Source organism: Mesorhizobium sp. USDA 4413 (assembly GCF_056280365.1).
Genome location: NZ_JBVPRP010000001.1, coordinates 271,641 through 290,535, shown reverse-complemented (window position 1 = coordinate 290,535; position 18,895 = coordinate 271,641). Strand labels below are relative to the sequence as shown.

The 18,895-nt window shown below is 64.7% G+C and carries 15 protein-coding genes; 7 read left to right on the top strand and 8 right to left on the bottom strand.

Going from position 1 to position 18,895, the window contains the following annotated elements:
• Window positions 1-34: 34 nt before the first annotated feature.
• A complete protein-coding gene (locus ACVMIM_RS01470; RefSeq protein WP_041004748.1) occupies window positions 35-898 on the bottom strand; it encodes an RNA polymerase factor sigma-32 in 864 nt (287 codons plus the stop codon).
• A gap of 307 nt (window positions 899-1,205) precedes the next feature.
• Here ACVMIM_RS01470 and ACVMIM_RS01465 point away from each other — a divergent pair, with 307 nt between their 5' ends.
• From ACVMIM_RS01465 to ACVMIM_RS01455, 3 genes are all read left to right on the top strand, one after another.
• Window positions 1,206-1,979, top strand: a complete 774-nt coding sequence (locus tag ACVMIM_RS01465) for an amino acid ABC transporter substrate-binding protein (RefSeq protein ID WP_224510780.1) — start codon at window positions 1,206-1,208, stop codon at window positions 1,977-1,979.
• Window positions 1,980-2,137: 158 nt separating this feature from the next.
• Window positions 2,138-2,818, top strand: a complete 681-nt coding sequence (locus ACVMIM_RS01460) for an ABC transporter permease subunit (protein WP_041004752.1) — start codon at window positions 2,138-2,140, stop codon at window positions 2,816-2,818.
• Window positions 2,815-3,585 (top strand): amino acid ABC transporter ATP-binding protein, encoded by a 771-nt coding sequence (locus tag ACVMIM_RS01455; protein ID WP_476109958.1) that lies wholly within the window; start codon window positions 2,815-2,817, stop codon window positions 3,583-3,585. Before ACVMIM_RS01460 ends, ACVMIM_RS01455 begins: the two co-directional genes overlap by 4 nt.
• A 281-nt stretch (window positions 3,586-3,866) precedes the next feature.
• Here the strand turns inward: ACVMIM_RS01455 and ACVMIM_RS01450 are convergent, their stop codons facing one another.
• The 6 genes from ACVMIM_RS01450 to ACVMIM_RS01425 all read right to left on the bottom strand — a co-directional run bounded on the left by ACVMIM_RS01450 (window position 3,867) and on the right by ACVMIM_RS01425 (window position 12,076).
• Window positions 3,867-4,439: a CarD family transcriptional regulator gene (locus tag ACVMIM_RS01450; protein WP_278051705.1), complete on the bottom strand. Its 573-nt coding sequence runs from the start codon at window positions 4,437-4,439 to the stop codon at window positions 3,867-3,869.
• A gap of 381 nt (window positions 4,440-4,820) precedes the next feature.
• A complete protein-coding gene (fdxA, locus tag ACVMIM_RS01445) occupies window positions 4,821-5,159 on the bottom strand; it encodes a ferredoxin FdxA (RefSeq protein ID WP_476109956.1) in 339 nt (112 codons plus the stop codon).
• A gap of 201 nt (window positions 5,160-5,360) precedes the next feature.
• On the bottom strand, window positions 5,361-5,747 hold the full coding sequence (locus tag ACVMIM_RS01440; protein ID WP_476109954.1) for an RNA-binding S4 domain-containing protein: 387 nt from the start codon (window positions 5,745-5,747) through the stop codon (window positions 5,361-5,363).
• A gap of 178 nt (window positions 5,748-5,925) precedes the next feature.
• Window positions 5,926-9,330, bottom strand: coding sequence for a helicase-related protein (locus tag ACVMIM_RS01435; RefSeq protein ID WP_476109953.1), 3,405 nt, complete (start codon window positions 9,328-9,330; stop codon window positions 5,926-5,928).
• A 716-nt stretch (window positions 9,331-10,046) separates the two neighbouring features.
• Window positions 10,047-10,772, bottom strand: a complete 726-nt coding sequence (phbB, locus tag ACVMIM_RS01430) for an acetoacetyl-CoA reductase (RefSeq protein WP_476109952.1) — start codon at window positions 10,770-10,772, stop codon at window positions 10,047-10,049.
• 119 nt (window positions 10,773-10,891) lie between these two features.
• Window positions 10,892-12,076: an acetyl-CoA C-acetyltransferase gene (locus tag ACVMIM_RS01425; protein WP_476109950.1), complete on the bottom strand. Its 1,185-nt coding sequence runs from the start codon at window positions 12,074-12,076 to the stop codon at window positions 10,892-10,894.
• A 304-nt stretch (window positions 12,077-12,380) separates the two neighbouring features.
• On the opposite strand from ACVMIM_RS01425, the gene phaR reads away from it, so the two are divergent.
• Window positions 12,381-12,974, top strand: coding sequence for a polyhydroxyalkanoate synthesis repressor PhaR (phaR, locus tag ACVMIM_RS01420; RefSeq protein ID WP_041004768.1), 594 nt, complete (start codon window positions 12,381-12,383; stop codon window positions 12,972-12,974).
• A gap of 264 nt (window positions 12,975-13,238) precedes the next feature.
• Here the strand turns inward: phaR and ACVMIM_RS01415 are convergent, their stop codons facing one another.
• Window positions 13,239-14,384: a citrate/2-methylcitrate synthase gene (locus ACVMIM_RS01415; protein WP_476109949.1), complete on the bottom strand. Its 1,146-nt coding sequence runs from the start codon at window positions 14,382-14,384 to the stop codon at window positions 13,239-13,241.
• A gap of 89 nt (window positions 14,385-14,473) precedes the next feature.
• Between ACVMIM_RS01415 and ACVMIM_RS01410 the strand changes: the two genes are divergently transcribed.
• From ACVMIM_RS01410 to ACVMIM_RS01400, 3 genes are all read left to right on the top strand, one after another.
• Window positions 14,474-15,574, top strand: coding sequence for a citrate synthase/methylcitrate synthase (locus ACVMIM_RS01410; protein WP_476109947.1), 1,101 nt, complete (start codon window positions 14,474-14,476; stop codon window positions 15,572-15,574).
• A 505-nt stretch (window positions 15,575-16,079) separates the two neighbouring features.
• Window positions 16,080-17,210, top strand: coding sequence for a patatin-like phospholipase family protein (locus ACVMIM_RS01405; RefSeq protein WP_476109945.1), 1,131 nt, complete (start codon window positions 16,080-16,082; stop codon window positions 17,208-17,210).
• A 123-nt stretch (window positions 17,211-17,333) separates the two neighbouring features.
• The gene (locus tag ACVMIM_RS01400) at window positions 17,334-18,755 is read left to right on the top strand and encodes a coniferyl aldehyde dehydrogenase (RefSeq protein ID WP_476109943.1); all 1,422 of its coding nucleotides are present in this window, start codon (window positions 17,334-17,336) and stop codon (window positions 18,753-18,755) included.
• Window positions 18,756-18,895 lie beyond the last annotated feature (140 nt).

The window sequence follows — 18,895 nt, the reverse complement described above, 5'->3', positions numbered from 1 at the left end:
ATATCTTATCGTCGAATTCGAACGCTGATTGGCGTCAGGCTGCTTCCGCCAAAAATCCCGGGTTCTGTTTCACCAGGGCCAGCTTCAGTTTTTCCATGGCGCGGGCCTCGATCTGGCGGACGCGCTCCTTGGAGATGCCGAGCTGTTCGCCAAGCGATTCCAGCGTGGCGCCGTCATCGCTCAGCCTGCGCTCCTCGATGATGCGAAGCTCGCGGGCGTTGAGCGCGCCGAGCGCGCTCTTCAGCCAGACGGCCCGGCGCTGGACATCGATCCTTTCGCCGACGATTTCGTCGGGAAGCGGATCCTCGGAGACCAGGAAATCCATCCGCTCGGCGGCGCCGTTCTCGTCGGCCAAAGGCGCGTTGAGCGAGCTGTCGGGCGAGGAGAGGCGTGAATCCATCATCGCCACGTCGGCTTCCGGCACGCCGAGCGCGGCCGAGACCTCGCGGTAGAGCGAGGTGTTGGAGAGCGGCTCGGCGCCGTTGGCCAGCCGTGCGCGCAAGCGCCGGAGGTTGAAGAACAGCGCCTTCTGCGCCGAGCTGGTGCCGCCGCGCACGATCGACCAGTTGCGCAGGATATAATCCTGCATCGAGGCGCGGATCCACCAGGTGGCATAGGTCGAGAAGCGTACTTCGCGCGCGGGCTCGAAGCGGGCCGCCGCCTCGAGCAAGCCGACATGGCCTTCCTGGATCAAATCACCGAGCGGCAGGCCGTAATGGCGGAATTTCGAGGCCATGGAGATGACCAGGCGCATATGGGCGACGGTGATCCGATTCAGCGCGTGCTGGTCGTTTTCTTCCTTCCAGCGGAGCGCCAGCACATGCTCTTCGTCGCGCTCGAGATAGGGAGCCTTCATTGCCGCCCGGACCAGCGTCCGTCCTGCCGCGTCCTCGATCATGCCGGCTCCTTTTGCGACGATTGCGCGCGTATGGCGGTTGAAAAGACGCCGCCGCGCCCTACAACAGCCATGCAACGTGTCAGGCGCATGGATGGTTCCGCCGCCTGAGGGCCCAGATGTTGCCAGCGGAAGCATTTTGTTAACTGCCGGGAAAAGCCGCTTGGTGGATTTTTGGCGGGTTTTGAGAACCAGATTTCTGGCAGAGCGGATATTTGAAATCTGGTTCCTTATTTTGCAGCCTTCTATCTGTCAGTTTCCGGCTCTCACAATCGCGCCGGGGCACCGGTCAAAACGGGATCACAGAAAAATGAAATGGCTCAAACCGCTTCTTATCGCCGGAACGCTGCAGGTTCTGGCGATCACCGCCGGCCATGCCGGCGCCAATCTCGACCAGATCAAGCAGGCCGGCGTGCTCAAGGTCGGCACTGAGGGCACCTATGCGCCCTTCACCTATCACGACGAGTCCAACGCGCTGGTCGGCTTCGACGTCGAGATCGCCAAGGCCATCGGCGACAAGCTCGGCGTCAAGGTCCAATTCCTCGAAGGCAAGTGGGACGGGCTGATCGCCGGCCTCGACGCCAACCGCTACGACGCCGTCATCAACGAGGTCGGCATCACCGATGCCCGCAAGGCCAAATATGATTTCTCCGATCCCTACATCGCCTCGAAGGCGGTGCTGATCGTGCGCGGCGACAACACCGACATCAAGACCTTCGCTGACCTCAAGGGCAAGAAGGCCGCGCAGTCGCTGACCTCGAATTTCGGCAAGCTCGCCGAGAAGAACGGCGCCGAGCTCGTCGGCACCGACGGCTTCGACCAGTCGATCCAGCTTCTGCTCACCGGCCGCGCCGACGCCACCATCAACGACAGCCTGTCCTTCCTCGACTTCAAGAAGCACAAGCCGGACGCCAATGTGAAGATCGCCGCGCAGGAAGAGAATGCCGATTATTCCGGCGTCATCGTGCGCAAGGGCGATCCGGAGCTTGTCGCTGCCATCAACAAGGCGCTGGCCGATATCAAGGCCGACGGCACCTATCAGAAGATCGCCGACAAGTATTTCGGCCAGGACGTTTCGAAGTAAGGCAATCGTCCTTTTGCTTGAAAACCGGCGGGCCGTCCAAGACGGCCCGCCTTTTGCACGACATTCGTCGGGGGCGTCTTTGACGGCCCCACGGCTCTTGCATGTTAGTCGGCCCATACGGGGGAACGCGCCGCCGTATCGGAAGGGAGAAGCGCTCGGTGCCACACTGGCTGCAATTGATGCTGGAATCGTTGCCGACGCTTTTATGGGCGGCGCTGATCTTCACCGTGCCGCTGACGCTTTTGTCCTTCGCGCTCGGGCTCATCGCCGGGCTGGTGACGGCGCTGATCCGGCTGTTCGGCCCGAAGCCGCTCGTCGCGCTGGTGCGCTTCTATGTCTGGATCTTTCGCGGCACGCCGCTTCTGGTGCAGCTCTTCCTGATCTTCTACGGCCTGCCCTCGGTCGGCATCCTGCTCGATGCCTTCCCCGCGGCGCTGATCGGCTTCACGCTCAACATCGGCGCCTACACGTCGGAGATCATCCGCGCCGTCATCGGCTCGGTGCCGAAAGGCCAGTGGGAGGCGTCCTATTCGATCGGGATGACCTGGAGCCAGGCGATGCGGCGCACCATCCTTCCGCAGGCGGGCCGCGTCGCGGTGCCGCCGCTTTCGAACACCTTCATCTCGCTGGTCAAGGACACCTCGCTCGCGGCAGCGATAACGGTGCCCGAGATGTTCCAGGCCGCGCAGCGCATCGTCGCCACCACCTATGAGCCGCTGATCCTCTATGTCGAGGCGGCGGCGCTCTATCTCGTGATGAGCTCGGTGCTGTCGGCGCTGCAGGCGCGGCTCGAGGTGCGGCTCAACCGCTATGGCGGCTTTCTGGAGGCCAACGCATGATCGGCCTCACCGACATCGAAAAGCGCTTCGGCGACAATCTGGTGCTGAAGGGCGTCACCGTCAGCCTGGACGAGGGCAGCGTGACGGCGCTGGTCGGCCCTTCGGGCGGCGGCAAAAGCACGCTCTTGCGCTGCATCAACCTGCTGGAGATTCCGACCTCCGGTTCCTTGCGCATCGGCGACGAGACGCTTGCCTTCCATCCCGGCGTCAAGGTGCCGGCCAAGGACATCCAGCGCATCCGCCTGCAGACCGGCATGGTGTTCCAGAATTTCCAGCTCTTCCCGCATCGCACGGCGATCGAGAATGTCATGGAAGGGCTGGTGACGGTGCTGAAATGGCCCGAGCCGCGGGCGCGCGAGCGGGCGATGGCGCTGCTCGAAAAGGTCGGCATGGCGCATAAGGCCGACGCCTGGCCGGCGACGCTGTCTGGCGGCCAACAGCAGCGCGTGGCGATTGCCCGGGCGCTGGCGCCGTCGCCGCGCGTGCTGCTCTGCGACGAGCCGACCTCGGCGCTCGATCCGGAACTGGCGCAGGAAGTGGTCGACGTGCTCGGGCAGTTGGCCCGCGAAGGCACGACGATGGTGATGGCCACGCATGATCTGAGGCTCGCCTCCAAGATCGCGCAGGAGGTCGTCTTCCTCGATGCCGGCTCGATTGTCGAGAAGGGACCGGCTTCGGTCGTCTTCGACAATCCGGAGCGCGAGCGGACCAAGCGCTTCATCGCCTCGCTCAGGCAGGAAGAGGCGCAGAAGGAAGCCGGGGGCTAGGGGGTAGGTACGATTTCCTCGTAGGTTTGCGCTGCCCCTCATTGCCCTGCCGGCACCTTCTCCCCGTATAGTGACGGGAGAAAGATGCCGCCACGAACGATTTCGCCAACTATCGACGTGCAGAATTGAGCGCCGAGGCTGCAGCATCTCCCTTCTTCCCGTCACTGTACGGGGAGAAGGTGCCGGCAGGCGGATGAGGGCGGCGCGACTTTCAATAGTGCTCCGAACACAAAAAACCCGGCGCGAGGCCGGGTTCTTCGTAACTCCAAAACCGGAAAAGCTCAGGCGGCTTCTTCCTGTTCGGCTTCCTCGTTGTCGGCCTTGGCACCGCGCTTCGGACCCTTGTTGAGGTTGACCTCGATGAGGCGCACCGCCTCGGTCTCCGACATGCGGTTCACCGCGGCGATCTCGCGGGCCATGCGGTCGAGCGCGGCTTCATAAAGCTGACGCTCGGAATAGGACTGCTCCGGCTGGTTATCGGCGCGGTAGAGGTCGCGCACGACTTCCGAGATCGAGATCAGGTCGCCGGAATTGATCTTGGCGTCATATTCCTGGGCGCGGCGCGACCACATGGTGCGCTTGATGCGGGCGCGACCCTGCACGACCTTGAGCGCGCGGTCGACATAATCCTCTTCCGACAGCTTGCGCATGCCGATCGAGGTCGCCTTGGCGACCGGAACCTTGAGCCGCATCTTGTCCTTCTGGAAGTCGATGACGAACAGTTCCAGCTTGTGACCCGCAACTTCTTGCTCTTCGATCGCCACGATCTGGCCGACGCCATGCGCCGGGTAGACAATGAACTCGCCGGTCTTGAACCCCTGGCGGGCCGCGGTGGACTTCTTCTGCGGGGTGATTGTTGCCATTACGCCCTGAACTCCTTAGTTGTGCCGCCGGCATCATGCCGGCCCAAACCGATACGATCGGCAATAGCCGACCGTTTAGCCGCGCAACAGAATGAACCCACCGGAAAAGCAGAGACCGGCAAACCGCACGAATGCGACTGCCTGCCCCAGATCGCTCTGGTCCGGATCTAAAAGCTCACCTTTCAGTGATTTGGGGCGTTAGCGCCATAAATCGACGTTGTGTCACCGGCATGTTTCGCTCATGTAACACAAAAAGTCGGAAGAATCAAGGTTTTGCTGCATTCGCTAACGCCAAGCGGCAGCGCTGCCTGTCAAGGCAGTAACTGCATCGGCTACGTTACGCCGCGTCATGCCGACATTGCCAGCCTTATGTCAATCGCCTTCGCCGGGCTCCGCCGAAAAATATTTCTCGAACTTTCCGGTCTCGCCGTCAAAGGCCTTGGCGTCCGCCGGCGGCTCTTTCTTGGCGGTGATGTTGGGCCATTTCTCGGCATATTCGGCATTGACCTGCAACCATTTGTCGAGACCGCCCTCGGTGTCCGGCTTGATCGCGTCGGCGGGGCATTCGGGCTCGCACACGCCGCAGTCGATGCACTCGTCGGGATGGATGACGAGCATGTTCTCGCCCTCGTAGAAACAGTCGACCGGACAGACCTCGATGCAGTCCATATATTTGCATTTGATGCAATTATCGGTCACGACATAGGTCATTGCAGGCTCCGGAACGTCCCATTTTGTTGGGCTTTTTGGCTGAGGTAACTCCTTTGCCCGCCGCATGCAAGGGCAGGGATTGCCGGCGGAGTCGGAGGGCTGGAATGGAATTCCGGCTGGAAGGGCAGATCGAGGTCACTGAGTCTGGCCGCTGCGCGTTTCTGGAATTTCTCCGGCCGCGCGCCCTGGGCCGGTTCTGTCTTAATCGTCGCCGAGCAGACTGTCCGTCTGCCGCCGCTCGCGTTTGGTCGGGCGGCCGCTGCCGGCCTCGCGCAGCGCCGGAATGGCGTCCGGAACCGCCCCGCCTTTGGGCGTCGGCGCCGGCGACATGTCCTCGTAGAGCAGCCGCGCTTCGTCGGCCGGGCCGCGTCGCGTGCCGCAATTCACCACCTTCCAGACCAGAATACGGCCCTCGAGCGTGATGGTGAGCACGTCGCCGGGCTTGACCAGATCCGAGGCCTGCGCTGCTTTGTCGCGATTGATGCGCACGCGCCCGGCGACGACCACCTTCGCCGCCAGCGAGCGCGATTTCACCGCGCGCGAGAAGAACAGCCATTTGTCGATGCGCTGGCGGCCTTCTCCAACCATCGCGGCTAGCTTTGTTGGAGCATGATCTTATCCGAAAACCGGGTCCCACTTTTCGCTGACGCGGTCCTTCGGTTCGGGATCATGCTGGCTCTTTGATGGAGCATGATCTCGCCCGAAAACCGGTTCCCACTTTTCGCTGACGCGGTCCTTCGGTTCGGGATCATGCTCATGCTCTAGCCTATTTCTTCAGCTGGTCGCGCAAGGCGGCGAGCTTGGCGAAAGGCGAGTCCGGGTCGAAGCGCTGCGGGCGTTCCTCGCGGGGCTTGCCCTGGAAAGCCGGCTTGCCGCCAGGAGCGTTGCCCTTGCCCTCCTGCCTGTTGCCCTTCCAGTCGGGCCGGCCCTCGCGGCGGCCCCCTTCGGGGCGCTCGCCCTGCGGCCTGCCTTCGCGCCGGTCGCCTGCATCCGGCCTCGGCTTGAACTTCGAGCGGTCGAAGCGCGGCTTGCCGGCGCCATCGCGGCGGCCTTCATGCGCCGGCTTGTCGCCGGGCTGGCCGCCGGCGCCTGCCTCGCGTGCGGGCTGGCCACCGCGCTGGCGATTGTCGCGGCGGTTGTCCTGGCGATGGCGCGGGCGCTGGTGATCGAAACGCGCCTGGCGCCACAGAAGGACAGGCTTCGGTTCTTCAGCCTCGGCCGGGGCTTCGCCGGCCTTACCCTCCCCCTCGTGGGGAGCTTCGGCGGTATTGGTGCCGTCTGCGTCGCCGGCGCCATCATCCCCACCCGCGTCGCTCCGCGCCGCGACCTCCCCCATCGAGGAGGAGGTAAGGGCGTCGGCGCCTTCGGCCGACTCAAGCACTGCAGCCGCCGCAGCGGGGGCCTCCACAGTGGGAACCTCTTCCGCGACCTCGGCCGCAACTTCTGCCGGCTCTTCAACGGCAGGTTCCGCCGGCGCTTCCGAGCTGGCTTCGGCCGGAACTTCCGCGACGGCCTCAGGCGCAGCTTCGGTGGTTGCCGGCTCCGAGCTTTCCGCCGCTGCCTCCGCGACCGCGACCGCGACCGCGTCCGTTGCCGCAGCCTGCGCCTCCGTCGACTGCGCGGTGCGCGCCGCGTCTTCGGCAGCGAGCTTGGCCGCGGCCGCTTCGCGTGCGGCGGCGTCGAGCGCGTCGAGCTTCGCCTTCACCTCGGCGGCCGGCTTGGCCTCCGAGCGATAGCCGAGACCTTTCAGGATTTCCTCCATGTCGTCGGCCGTGGCGCCGAGGATCGACATCATCGGCGGTGTCACCATGAAGGCGTGGCCATCATAGGCGCCGTCCGGACGCTGGCCGAGGCCGGGCTTCCAGTTGGTCGCCGGGCGGATGAGGTCGGCAAGCCGCTCGAGGATGTCGACGCGCACGGCGCGACGGCCGAGATTGCGGTAGCCGGCGAGCTTGTAGAAGGTCTTGTCAAACGCCGGGTCGATGACCACCGAGGTGCGGCCCGAGGCCAGCGCATGCACAACGTCGCCGAAGCCCGGCTTGTCCTTGCCGTCGTTCTTCAACGCCCAAAGCAGCGTCACCAGTCCCGCCGGAGCCGGCTTGATCAGCGCCGGCACGAAGACGTGGTAGGCACCGAAGCGCACGCCCAGGCGGCGGAGCGCCGCGCGGCCTTCCTGGTCGAGCGACTTCATCTCTTCCGCGATGTCGCGGCGGTTGATCAGGCCGAAATGCTCGACCAGCTGGAAGGCGATGCCGCGCGCTATGCCGGTGATCTGGTCGGCATTCTTCAAGTCGACCAGCGGCTTCAAAAGCGACTCGATCTGGAAGTTGACGAAACGCTCGGCGCGCGCGGCGACCTTGTCGCGGGCAGGGCCGGTCAGCTGCTCGTCGGCAAGCAGGACCAGGCGCGGTTTCAGCGCTTCGTCGCCGGCGACCAGCGTGCCGATCGGCGCGCCGATCCAGCGCAGCACGCCGTCCGAGCCCAGCGCCAGGTCGCCATTCGCGCAAGCGGCAAAGCGTTCGGCGCGCGCGTCGAACTCGGCCGCGAGCGCCTTCTGGGCGGCGGTGCGCACTGCCTTGGCGTCCTCGCCGCCGGCGCTCTGGTCGGCGGTGAAGCGGAACCCTTGCAACTCGCCGACATGATGGCCTTCGACGAGGACGGTTCCGGTAGGGCTGATTTCGGCTTCAGGCATGGTATTTTCTCTAAGGCGCCGCATGAGGACGGAAGTCCTGCGGTCTACGAAGCGTTTCGTCAACCGCTCATGCAGCGCATCCGACAATCTGTCTTCGATTTCGCGCGTCTTTTCCTGCCAGTGTAGCTGATCGGCCAGCCAGCCCGGCCGGTTGGAGACGAAAGTCCAGGTGCGGATCTGCGCGATCCGGTGCGACAGCGTGTCGATGTCGCCGTCCGTCGTGTCGGCGCGCCGCACCTGCTCGGCCATGTAATTCTCATCGACATGGCCATGGCGAGCAAGGTCCATATAGATGGAGGCGATGAGGTCGGCATGCTGCGCGGGCGCGATCTTGCGGTAGTCGGGCAGCGCGCAGGCTTCCCAAAGCAGCGCCACCCGCTCCTTGCCGGTGGCCAAAGCGTGGATGGCGCTATCGCGCGACAGATGCTCCAGAGCCTGCGCGTCCACCGCCGGCAGCGCGCGGGTCAGGCCTTCGACCGGCGCGCTGGCCTCGATCGAGCGCTTCAGCGCGTCGAGGCTGGTGAAATCGAAATCGGCGGTGCGCCATTGCAGCACCTTCACCGGATCGAAATCATGCGCCTCGATCTTCTGCACCAGATCCTCGTCGAACGGGTCGACCTGGCCGGTGACGCCGAAGGTTCCGTCGCGCAGGTGCCGGCCGGCGCGGCCGGCGATCTGGCCGAGCTCGGCGGCGGTCAGGTTGCGGTATTGATAACCGTCGAACTTGCGGTTCTGGGCAAAAGCGACGTGATCGAGGTCGAGGTTCAGGCCCATGCCGATGGCGTCGGTAGCAATGAGATAGTCGACATCACCGGACTGGAATATCTCCACCTGCGCATTGCGGGTGCGCGGCGAGAGCGCGCCGAGCACGACGGCGGCACCCCCCTGCTGCCGGCGGATCAGTTCGGCGATGGCGTAGACCTCGTCGGCCGAGAAGGCGACGATCGCCGTGCGCCGCGGCAGCCGGGTGAGCTTCTTCGAGCCGGCATAGGCAAGGTGCGACAGGCGCGGCCGCGTGACCACGGATACGCCCTTCAGCAGTTTTTGCAGGATGCCGTGCATGGTGGCCGCGCCCAGAAGCAGCGTCTCCTGGCGGCCGCGCAGATGCAGAATGCGGTCGGTGAAGATATGGCCGCGCTCGAGATCGCCGGCGAGCTGCACCTCGTCGATGGCGACGAAGGCGGCGTCGGTTTCGCGCGGCATCGCCTCGACCGTGCAGACCGAATATTTCGCGCCGGCAGGCACGATCTTCTCCTCGCCGGTGATCAGCGCCACCTTGTGGGCGCCGACCTTCTCGCAGACGCGCGCATAGACCTCGCGGGCAAGCAGCCTCAGCGGCAGGCCGATGATACCGGTTTCGTGCGCGACCATGCGCTCGATGGCGAGATGGGTCTTGCCGGTGTTGGTGGGGCCTAGCACGGCCGTCACGTCGCGGCCCGAAAGGATCAGCGGCTGGGAGTGTTTCGGCTGGATGTTCATCGGCTCGGAAATAAGACTTTCTGCCGCTTCTGGTCGGAGGCGCGGCGGCGCCGCCGCGTGTGACAGCCGACACATAGGGATTTAGCGCGCCGAGCGAAAGCGGAATGTTCGTCTGGGGGCAGGCTGGAAGCGGCAGCCCGGTCAAAATCGGCTGCCGTTAACGGCTGGAACGAGTCTGGAACGAATCGGCGACGAATCGCTGACTCGTTCTGATTCAGGTTTTGTTCACGGCTATATGTGGATTTTTTGACGATGAGTCTCACCACATGCTGAATCGGAGAGATTGGCCCATTTCATGCTTCGCCTCCGCTGGAGCCAGGCCGTCGTTAACCTTTGCCGGTGACCGGTCGCGGCCGGCTTGGGGTGCTTGGTCAAGCTTATGTAATTGTTGAACTTTCTTAATCGCTTTTTACGATTTCAGCGATGCTCGGGCCGCTCGCCGTTAACTTTTCGGCCAAAGCCGGAACGAATCGGCGACGAATCAGCGATCCGACGGTTTCCCGGTTTGTTCACCCCTAGATATGGTGTTATCCACAGCTCGCCCACCGATAATTCACAGCTTGTGTGGACACTTGCGCACAAGAAGTGCAGCGGCCGTTAACTTTTGCGTCCCGAATTGAGGCAAGGTGTCACGCCGGCCCGGCCGGCGGACAAAAAAGGCGGCTCCGGTGCCGGGGGCGCCCCGGCGACGAATGATGCCGAGCGAAGTACCGGGGTCAGGCGAAATACTGGCCGCCATTGGCGGTGATGGTCGAGCCGGTGATGAAGCCGGCCTCGTCGGAAGCCAAGAAGACGACGCAGCGCGCGATCTCTTCCGGTTCGCCGAGGCGGCCGACCGGGATCTGCGGGATGATGCGCTCGCTGAGCACTTTCTCGTCGATCGCCTTGACCATGTCGGTGGCGATATAGCCCGGACAGATGACGTTGACGGTGATGCCGGCGCGGGCGCCTTCCTGGGCGAGGGCCTTGGAGAAGCCGATGTCGCCGGCCTTGGCGGCGGAGTAGTTGGCCTGGCCGGCCTGGCCCTTCTGGCCGTTGATCGAGGAGATGGTGATGACGCGGCCGAACTTGCGGTCGCGCATGCCGCTCCACAAAGGATGCGTCATGTTGAAGACGCCGGAGAGATTGGTGTCGATCACGTCCTTCCACTGCGCGGGCGTCATCTTGTGGAACATGGCGTCGCGGGTGATACCGGCATTGTTGACCAGCACCCCGACCGGACCGAGATCGGCTTCGACCTGCTTGATGCCGGCGGCGCAGGCCTCGTAGTCGGCGACGGACCATTTATAAACCGGGATGCCGGTCTCGGCCTTGAATTTCTGGGCCGCCTCGTCATTGCCGGCATAGTTGGCCGCGACCGAATAGCCGGCGTTCTTCAAGGCGACCGATATTGCAGCACCAACGCCGCGCGATCCGCCCGTGACGATTGCTACCTTGCTCATGTGGTCCTCCCTTTAAAATCGGCTGAGCGAATAGGGAGTAGCGAATAGCGAGTAGGGATCTGATGTCCCGCGGCGCGACGCTTTTCTTCCTCTATTCGCTATTCCCCTATTCGCTGAACTCACAGCGCTTCGACGCACATCGCGACACCCATGCCGCCGCCGATGCACAGCGTGGCAAGGCCCTTCTTGGCGCCGCGGCGGCGCATCTCGTAGACCAGCGTGTTGAAGATGCGGGCGCCCGAAGCGCCGATCGGGTGGCCGATGGCGATAGCGCCGCCATTGACGTTGACGATCGAAGGGTCCCAGCCCATGCCCTGATTGACAGCGCAGGCCTGCGCGGCGAAGGCCTCGTTGGCCTCGACGAGATCGAGATCCTTGACCGACCAGCCGGCCTTTTCCAGCGCGCGCTTCGAGGCGGGAATAGGGCCTGTGCCCATGATCGCCGGGTCGACGCCGGCGGTCGCCCAGGAGGCGATGCGCACCAGCGGGGTGATGCCGCGCCTTGCAGCCTCGGCCTCGGTCATCAGCAGCGCGCCGGCGGCGCCGTCATTGATGCCGGACGCATTGGCAGCGGTGACCGTGCCGTCCTTGTCGAAGGCGGGCTTCAGCTTGGTCATGGCGTCAAGCGTCGCGCCGTGACGGATATACTCGTCCTGGTCGACGATGGTGTCGCCCTTCTTGCCTTTAACGGTGACGGCGACGATCTCGTCCTTGAACCTGCCGGCCTTCTGCGCCGCCTCCGCCTTGTTCTGCGATGCCAGCGCGAACTCGTCCTGGGTTTCACGGGTGATCTGGAACTGGCGGGCGACGTTCTCGGCGGTGTTGCCCATATGGTAGCCGTTGAAGGCGTCCCACAGGCCGTCCTTGATCATGGTGTCGACCATCTTGTAGTCGCCCATCTTGACGCCGGCGCGAAGATGCTCGGCGTGCGGCGACAGCGACATCGATTCCTGGCCGCCGGCGACGATCACCCTGGCGTCGCCGGTGGCGATCTGCTGCATGCCGAGCGCGATCGCGCGCAGGCCCGAGCCGCAGACCTGGTTGAGGCCCCATGCGGTGGTCTCCCTCGGGAGGCCGGCATTGATCGAGGCCTGGCGGGCGGGGTTCTGCCCTTGAGCGGCGGTCAACACCTGGCCGAGGATGACCTCGTCTACTTCCGCCGCCTCGACATTCGCCCGCGCAAGCAGTTCCCTTATGACGACGGCGCCGAGCTCATGCGCCGGCGTGGCGGCGAAACTGCCGTTGAAGGAGCCGACCGCGGTGCGGGCGGCGCTGGCGACGACGATTGAATTGGAAGCGGACATTTTCTTCTCCAGGCTTCGAGGTGTCGTATTTTCGAGCTCGCTTCAGGACTTTCTTGCCCGTTCGAACCCTTGAGTCAAACCGGAAATGGGCATGGCCGTCACGCGCGGCAAGCCGAGCGCGCGCCGGTCGCGGTAACGTGACGTCGGCCATGCGGCGGATTTTGCAATGGCTGCGCAGCATTAAATGATGCCGCAGTGCACAAACCGCTTGGAATTGTGACGCTTTTGCGCTTATCCTCGTTAAGGGCGCAATCGTTACCGGCCGCTTACTCCTAAAGGTGCCGGTGTCCTGGGGAGGATTCGGATGGCCGCAAAAGACGACCCGATCGTCATCAAGAAGTATGCCAATCGCCGGCTCTACAACACCGGCACGAGCACCTATGTGACGCTCGAGGACCTGGCCGAGATGGTCAAGAAGGGCGAGGAGTTCACGGTCCAGGACGCAAAGACGGGCGACGACATCACCCATCCGGTGCTGACGCAGATCATCTTCGAGCTGGAAAACAAGGACGGGCAGAACATGCTGCCGATCCCGTTCCTGCGCCAGCTCATCTCCTTTTACGGCGATCAGATGCAGATGATCGTGCCGAGCTTCCTCGAACAGTCGATGATCGCCTTCTCCAAGGAACAGGAGCGGTTCCGCGAGCAGCTCAAAGGCGCCTTCGGCAAGACGCCGATGGACATGATGAAGACGCCGATGAAGGCGCTCGAGGAACAGACGCGCCGCAATGTCGAGATGTTTCAGAACGCCATGCGCATGTTCACGCCGTTCCCGTCCGCCGGCGGCAATGCCGCCGCGCCGGCCGAGCCGCCGAAGAAGGAAGAGAAATCCGACGACCTGCAGGAACTGAAGGCGCAGATCGCGGCTATGCAGCGCAAGCTCGACACAATGTCCTGACGGGTGCGCCGCCGTTTGGCGGCGGTCGCGAACGCTGGAGATTGGCGCAGAGGCCTATCCCTTCGTCATCCTCGGGCTTGACCCGAGGATCCATTCCGTTGCCGTAGAGTGCAGCAGTATAGAATTCTGTAAACGTTGCAACGCCTTAGCGTCACGGCATGGATTCCAGGGTCTGCGCGCGTCGCTTCGCTCCTTGCTCCGCCCTAGAATGACGACCTCAGAGGCGTTTCCGCTAATCGCAGTTGGGTACCCTAACCGCAGCCATTACCCGTCCCCGGCGGGCCCATCATAGCGGGCGCGGGGTCTGATCAGCCTGTTGCTGGTCACCTGCTCGATGGCGTGCGCGGTCCAGCCGACGCTGCGGCCGAGCGCGAACAGGCGGAACGGGGCGTCGGCCGGCAGGCGCAGGCTGCGCGTCATGGCGGCCAGCGCGAAATCGATGTTGGGACGCAGGCCGGTCGCGGCAAGGACCGCCTTGCGCAGCCGCAGCAGCCCGTCGTCGATTCTGAAATCGGCGAACAGACCCTCGGCGCGCGGATCGCCTTCCGGATAGAGCGGATGGCCGAAGCCCGGCAGCGGGCGGTCATGGGCGAGCCAGCGGGCGATCGCCTCGTCTGGACCCAGCCGCTCCGCGTCCTCGACCAGCGCGATCGCCGCGGCACCCGCGCCGCCGTGACGCGGGCCGGTGAGCGTCGCGAGGCCGGCGAGCAGGCAGGCGGCGACCGGCGCGCCGGTGGAGGCCGCGACGCGAGCGGCGAAGGTCGAGGCGTTGAGTTCGTGATCGGCCAAAAGCACCAGCGCCTTGCGGATGAGATCGGCGCCGGCGGCTTTCACCGACCAGCCCTGCGCCAGCCTGATGTGCACGGGTTCGGAGCCTTGCGCCGCGCCGAGCGCGGTTGCCAGCGCGCTGGTCGCGGCGGCACCGTCCTGCTGCAGCATGGCCGCCCTGCGGCCAAGCGAAGACCAGCCTTCGGCCGCAAGCGCGGAGAGCCTGGCGAAGGCGGTCGGCGTGCCGCTTTGCCGGGCGGCCGATGCCGTCAGCGAGGCGAAGGACACCGGACGGCCGGAAGCCCACAGCAGTGCGGCGGTCTCCTCGAGCGTCGCCGTCGCCGAAAATTCCACCGCGTCCTCGCCGCGATAGATGAGGCGGCCATGCAGCACAGTCGAGATAGAGGTGGCGATCGCCGGTTCGCCCCAGGCGATGGCGCTTTCGGCGATCGCCTGCGGGCTCCGTCCACGGTCGCGGCGCGTGGCGAGTGCTGCGATGTCGTCGGCGCGGTACCGGCTGCGGCGCGGATCGGCGTCGTCCGGCTTCATGCCGATGCGGCCGCGGCTGACATAGGCATAAAGCGTCTGCGGCCGCACCTTCAGCCGCTCCAGCGCTTGCTCCCGCGTCAGCCATTCCGTCATTTGCCGCCTTACATTGATTATCTTGATCAAGATTGATGCATTGATTGGCGAGCATTAATTGCAAAGCACAAAAGGTCAAGGAGACGGTCATGGCGAATGGGCTCGATGATGTTGTAGCGGCCGACACGGTGCTTTCCGATGTCGACGGTGCGGGCGGGCACCTTACCATCCGGGGACATTCGTTGGCGGAGCTCGCCGGCCGCTGGCGCTACGCGCAAGTGGTGCGTTTGCTGTTCGACGGTTTCTTCGACGACCTTCCCGGCGATGCCGAGCTGGAAAAGGCGATCGGCAAGGCGCGGGTGGAGGTATTTGATCGCGTGAAACCGCTGCTTCCCCACCTTGCGCCACTCGACATCTACAGCGGCATGCGGGCCGGCATGGCCGTCCTGCCGGACGGCGACGGGCTCGCCGACGCGCTCAGGCTGATCGCGGCGCCCTCGGTGCTGACGCCGGCCTTGCTGCGCCTTGGCCGGGGCGAGACGCCGGTCGTCCCCGGCGAAGAAGCCGATCACGCCGCTGATATGCTCAGGATGCTTGCCGGTACCGCCTCGCCGGCGCTTGCCAAGGCGCTCGACAGCTATCTGGTGACGGTGTGCGATCATGGGCTCAACGCCTCGACCTTCGCAACACGCGTGGTGGCTTCGACGCAGGCGGGGCTGACCTCGGCAATCCTGGCTGGGCTTGGCGCGCTGAAGGGCCCGCTGCATGGCGGCGCGCCGGGGCCGGTGATCGAGATGCTGGACGCCATCGAATCCAGCGGCGACGCCACCGCCTGGCTCCGCAACGAGATCGCGCATGGCGAGCGCATCATGGGCTTCGGCCATCGCATTTACCGCGTGCGCGATCCGCGCGCCGACGCGCTCAAGGCGGTTGTGCGGCAGCTCGGCTCCCGCAACGAAGCAAGCAGCAAGGAGATGGGCAGCCGGCTGGCCTTCGCCGAGACGGTGGAGCAGGCGGCGCTCGAGGTTCTTCGCATCGCCAAGCCGCAGCGCTCGATCCAGACCAATGTCGAATTCTACACCGCGCTTCTTCTGGAAGCGGTCGGCTTTCCGAAGGAGGCGTTCTCCGCTGTCTTTGCCGCCGGCCGCGTTGCCGGCTGGATTGCGCACGCCCGCGAGCAGCAGGCGACCGGACGGCTCATTCGGCCGCAGTCGCGTTATGTCGGACCGGTGCCGGATCTGGTGGCTTGAGAAGCAATTCCTCGCCCCACCTTCGGCTGGGGCAATGCACACATTCCAAGCGGCTGGTCTTTGGCGATAGCGTTGCTGACAGCCTGGCGCATGCATTTTCTTATGTAGCGCTGGTCGACCCCCACTCCGTCTCGGCTTCGCCGAGCCACCTCTCCCCCGATCGACGGGGTAGAGGAAAGGCGCCAAGCTTTTTTGCCATCAACGCTCGGCCAGCAACGCTCCCTTCCTTTCCCTCCGGAGGGGGGAAAGGTGGCGCTGCGAAGCAGCGACGGATTGGGGGAACCACGTGGCAATCAAGCCTCGGCCTGATCAGTCACGCCAGTCACAGTAAATGTGTGCATGACCTAACCCACTTCGTGGGGCGAGGAAAATTCCATGATCACGCTTGTGTGTTCGTGTTCTTGCCTTGGTCCGCCCTTATATGCTGCACTGCAACATAGGCTGACTGCGCCGGCTCCGTCCAAATGACGCGGCGGCAGGGCGGCGCATCGAGACAAGGAACGCCATGGCGAAGAACGGCAAGGGGGAGGAAAAGAAGAAGATCAACATCGCGCTCCAGGGCGGCGGCTCGCATGGCGCCTTTTCCTGGGGCGTGCTCGACCGTTTGCTGGAGGATGGCCGGCTGGAGATCGCGGCGGTGTCCGGCACCAGCGCGGGCGCCATGAACGCGGTGGCGCTGGCCGACGGCTTTGTCCGGGGCGGCGTGGAAGGCGCGCGCAAGAAGCTCGACAATTTCTGGCGGGCGGTGGCCTCGAAGGGCCGCTTCAGCCCGGTGCAGCGCATGCCGTGGGACGTGGTCTGGGGCAACTGGTCGATCGAGAACACGCCCGGCTACGTCTTCTTCGACACCATGTCGCGGGTGTTCTCGCCCTATATCGCCAACCCGCTCGGCCTCAATCCGCTGCGCGACGTGGTGGCGAAGGAGATCGACTTCGACAATGTGCGCGCCTGCAAGTCGATGGAGCTGTTCATCTCGGCGACCAATGTCGAGACCGGACAGCTGCGCGTCTTCTCCGACGGCGAGATCGATCTCGACACGGTGATGGCCTCGGCCTGCCTGCCGCAATTGTTCCGCGCCGTCGAGATCAAGGGCGTGCCCTATTGGGATGGCGGCTATGGCGGCAACCCCGCGCTCTATCCGTTCTTCAAGACGGCGGCGACCGAGGACGTGCTTCTGGTGCAGATCAATCCGGTCGTGCGCGAAGGCACGCCGAAAAGCGCCAACGAGATCCAGAACCGCATCGACGAGATCACCTTCAACGCCGGGCTGCTGCGCGAATTCCGCTCGATCGCCTTCGTCAAGGAATTGATCGCGGCCGGACGCCTGCCGCATGGCGAATATCGCGACATCCGCATGCACCGGATCGATGCCGACGAGGCCTTCAAGGACCTCTCGGCGTCGTCGAAGGTCAATGCCGAATGGGCTTTCATCGCCTACCTGCGCGACCTCGGCCGCAGTGCCGCCAGCGACTGGCTGGAAGAGAATTACGACGCCGTCGGCCAGCGCGCTACGCTCGATCTCTCGGGCGAGCTCGACGACGGCTTCAAGCCGCTGCGCGGCCCGGCGCCCGGGCGTCGCGTCAAGGAGTTCCTCGCCGCGCGCATCAAACCGGAATCCGCGCGACGTCAGGCTTGAGGTCTTCCATACCTGTCAGCAAGTCCGTTCCGGCTGTCAGCATCTTCCCCGGCGGAACCCGGGCAATGCTGGATTCGACGGACCGGGCGATGTAGCTTACCTGAACGTAAACGGGAGGTCGCGATGCTGCAGACCAGACAGAACGCTCTCGGAGTCAGGTTTGAAGCGCAATGCAGGGCCTTCGAGAAGGAGCCGTTCCCGACGCTTGCAGTGCGCAAGGACCGGCTGAAGCGCCTGCTGGCGCTCACCGAAAAGCACGAGGCAGAGATATGCGCGGCGATCGACAGCGATTTTTCCGCGCGGTCGGCGCAGGAAACGCGGCTTGCCGAATTGTTCGTGGTGCGCGCCGGCATCAGGCATGCGCTGTCGCATCTCGGCGCCTGGATGCGCGAACGCCGCGTCGCCACCAGCCTGCCGTTCCTGCCGGGACGCAACCGCCTCTTGCCGCAGCCGCTCGGCGTCGTCGGCATCGTCTCGCCCTGGAACTACCCGTTCCAGCTCGCCGTCGCGCCGGCGACCGCGGCACTCGCGGCCGGCAACCGCGTCATGATCAAGCCGTCGGAGCTGACGCCGAAGTTTTCGGACCTGCTCGCCAGCCTGGTCGAAAAGTATTTCGCCGCCGACGAGGTCAGCGTGATCGTCGGCGACGCGGATGTCGGCAAGGCGTTCGTGTCGCTGCCTTTCGATCATCTCCTGTTCACAGGCTCGACCGCCGTCGGCCGTCAGGTGGCGCTGGCCGCCGCCGCCAATCTCACGCCGGTGACGCTCGAGCTCGGCGGCAAGTCGCCGGCGATCTTCGATCCTTCCTGCGATCTCGACGCGGCCGTCGCCAGTGTCGCCTATGCCAAGCTGCTCAACGCTGGCCAGACCTGCATCGCGCCCGACTATCTCATGGTCCCGCAGGGCCAAGGCGCGGCGGTCGCGGCAAAGCTCGCCGCGGCAATCGCCAAGCTCTATCCGCGCCTTGGCGGTAATCCCGACTATACGGCGATCGTCAGCGAGCGGCACCGCCGGCGGCTGGGCGACATGGTCGCCGAGGCGCGCGACAGCGGCGCCGACATCACCGAGGTCAATCCGGCGAACGAGACCCTCGGCATCAGCGACCGCAAGATGGCGCCGGTGCTGGTGCGCAATGCGGGCGACAATCTGCGGCTGATGCGCGAGGAGATTTTCGGGCCGGTGCTGCCGATCGTCGAATATGGCACGGTCGACGAGGTCATCGAGCATGTGAACCGGGGCGAGCGGCCGCTGGCGCTCTACTGGTTCGGCAGCGACAGTGCCAACCGCCAAAGGGTGCTGCGCGAGACGGTGGCCGGCGGCGTCACGATCAATGACTGCATGCTGCATCTGGTGCAGGAACGGCAGCCTTTCGGCGGCGTGGGCGAGAGCGGCACCGGCGCCTATCACGGCGAATGGGGGTTCCGCACCTTCAGCAAGGAAAAGCCGATCTTCATCCAGTCGAAGCTCAGCGCCGGCGGCCTGCTGCGCCCGCCTTATGGCAGGACATTCGAACGCATCATCCGGCTGCTCAAGCTCCTCACTTGACAGATTCAACCCGAACATAGCGGGGCGCGAGCGCGCTCCAACCGGGCGGTTGCCGTCGATTATGGAAGGCTTTTCGCATCATGCTGACGGCTGCTGCCAGTGACCTTGGGGAAACCCGTCGGCGCGCCGGAAAGGCGCCA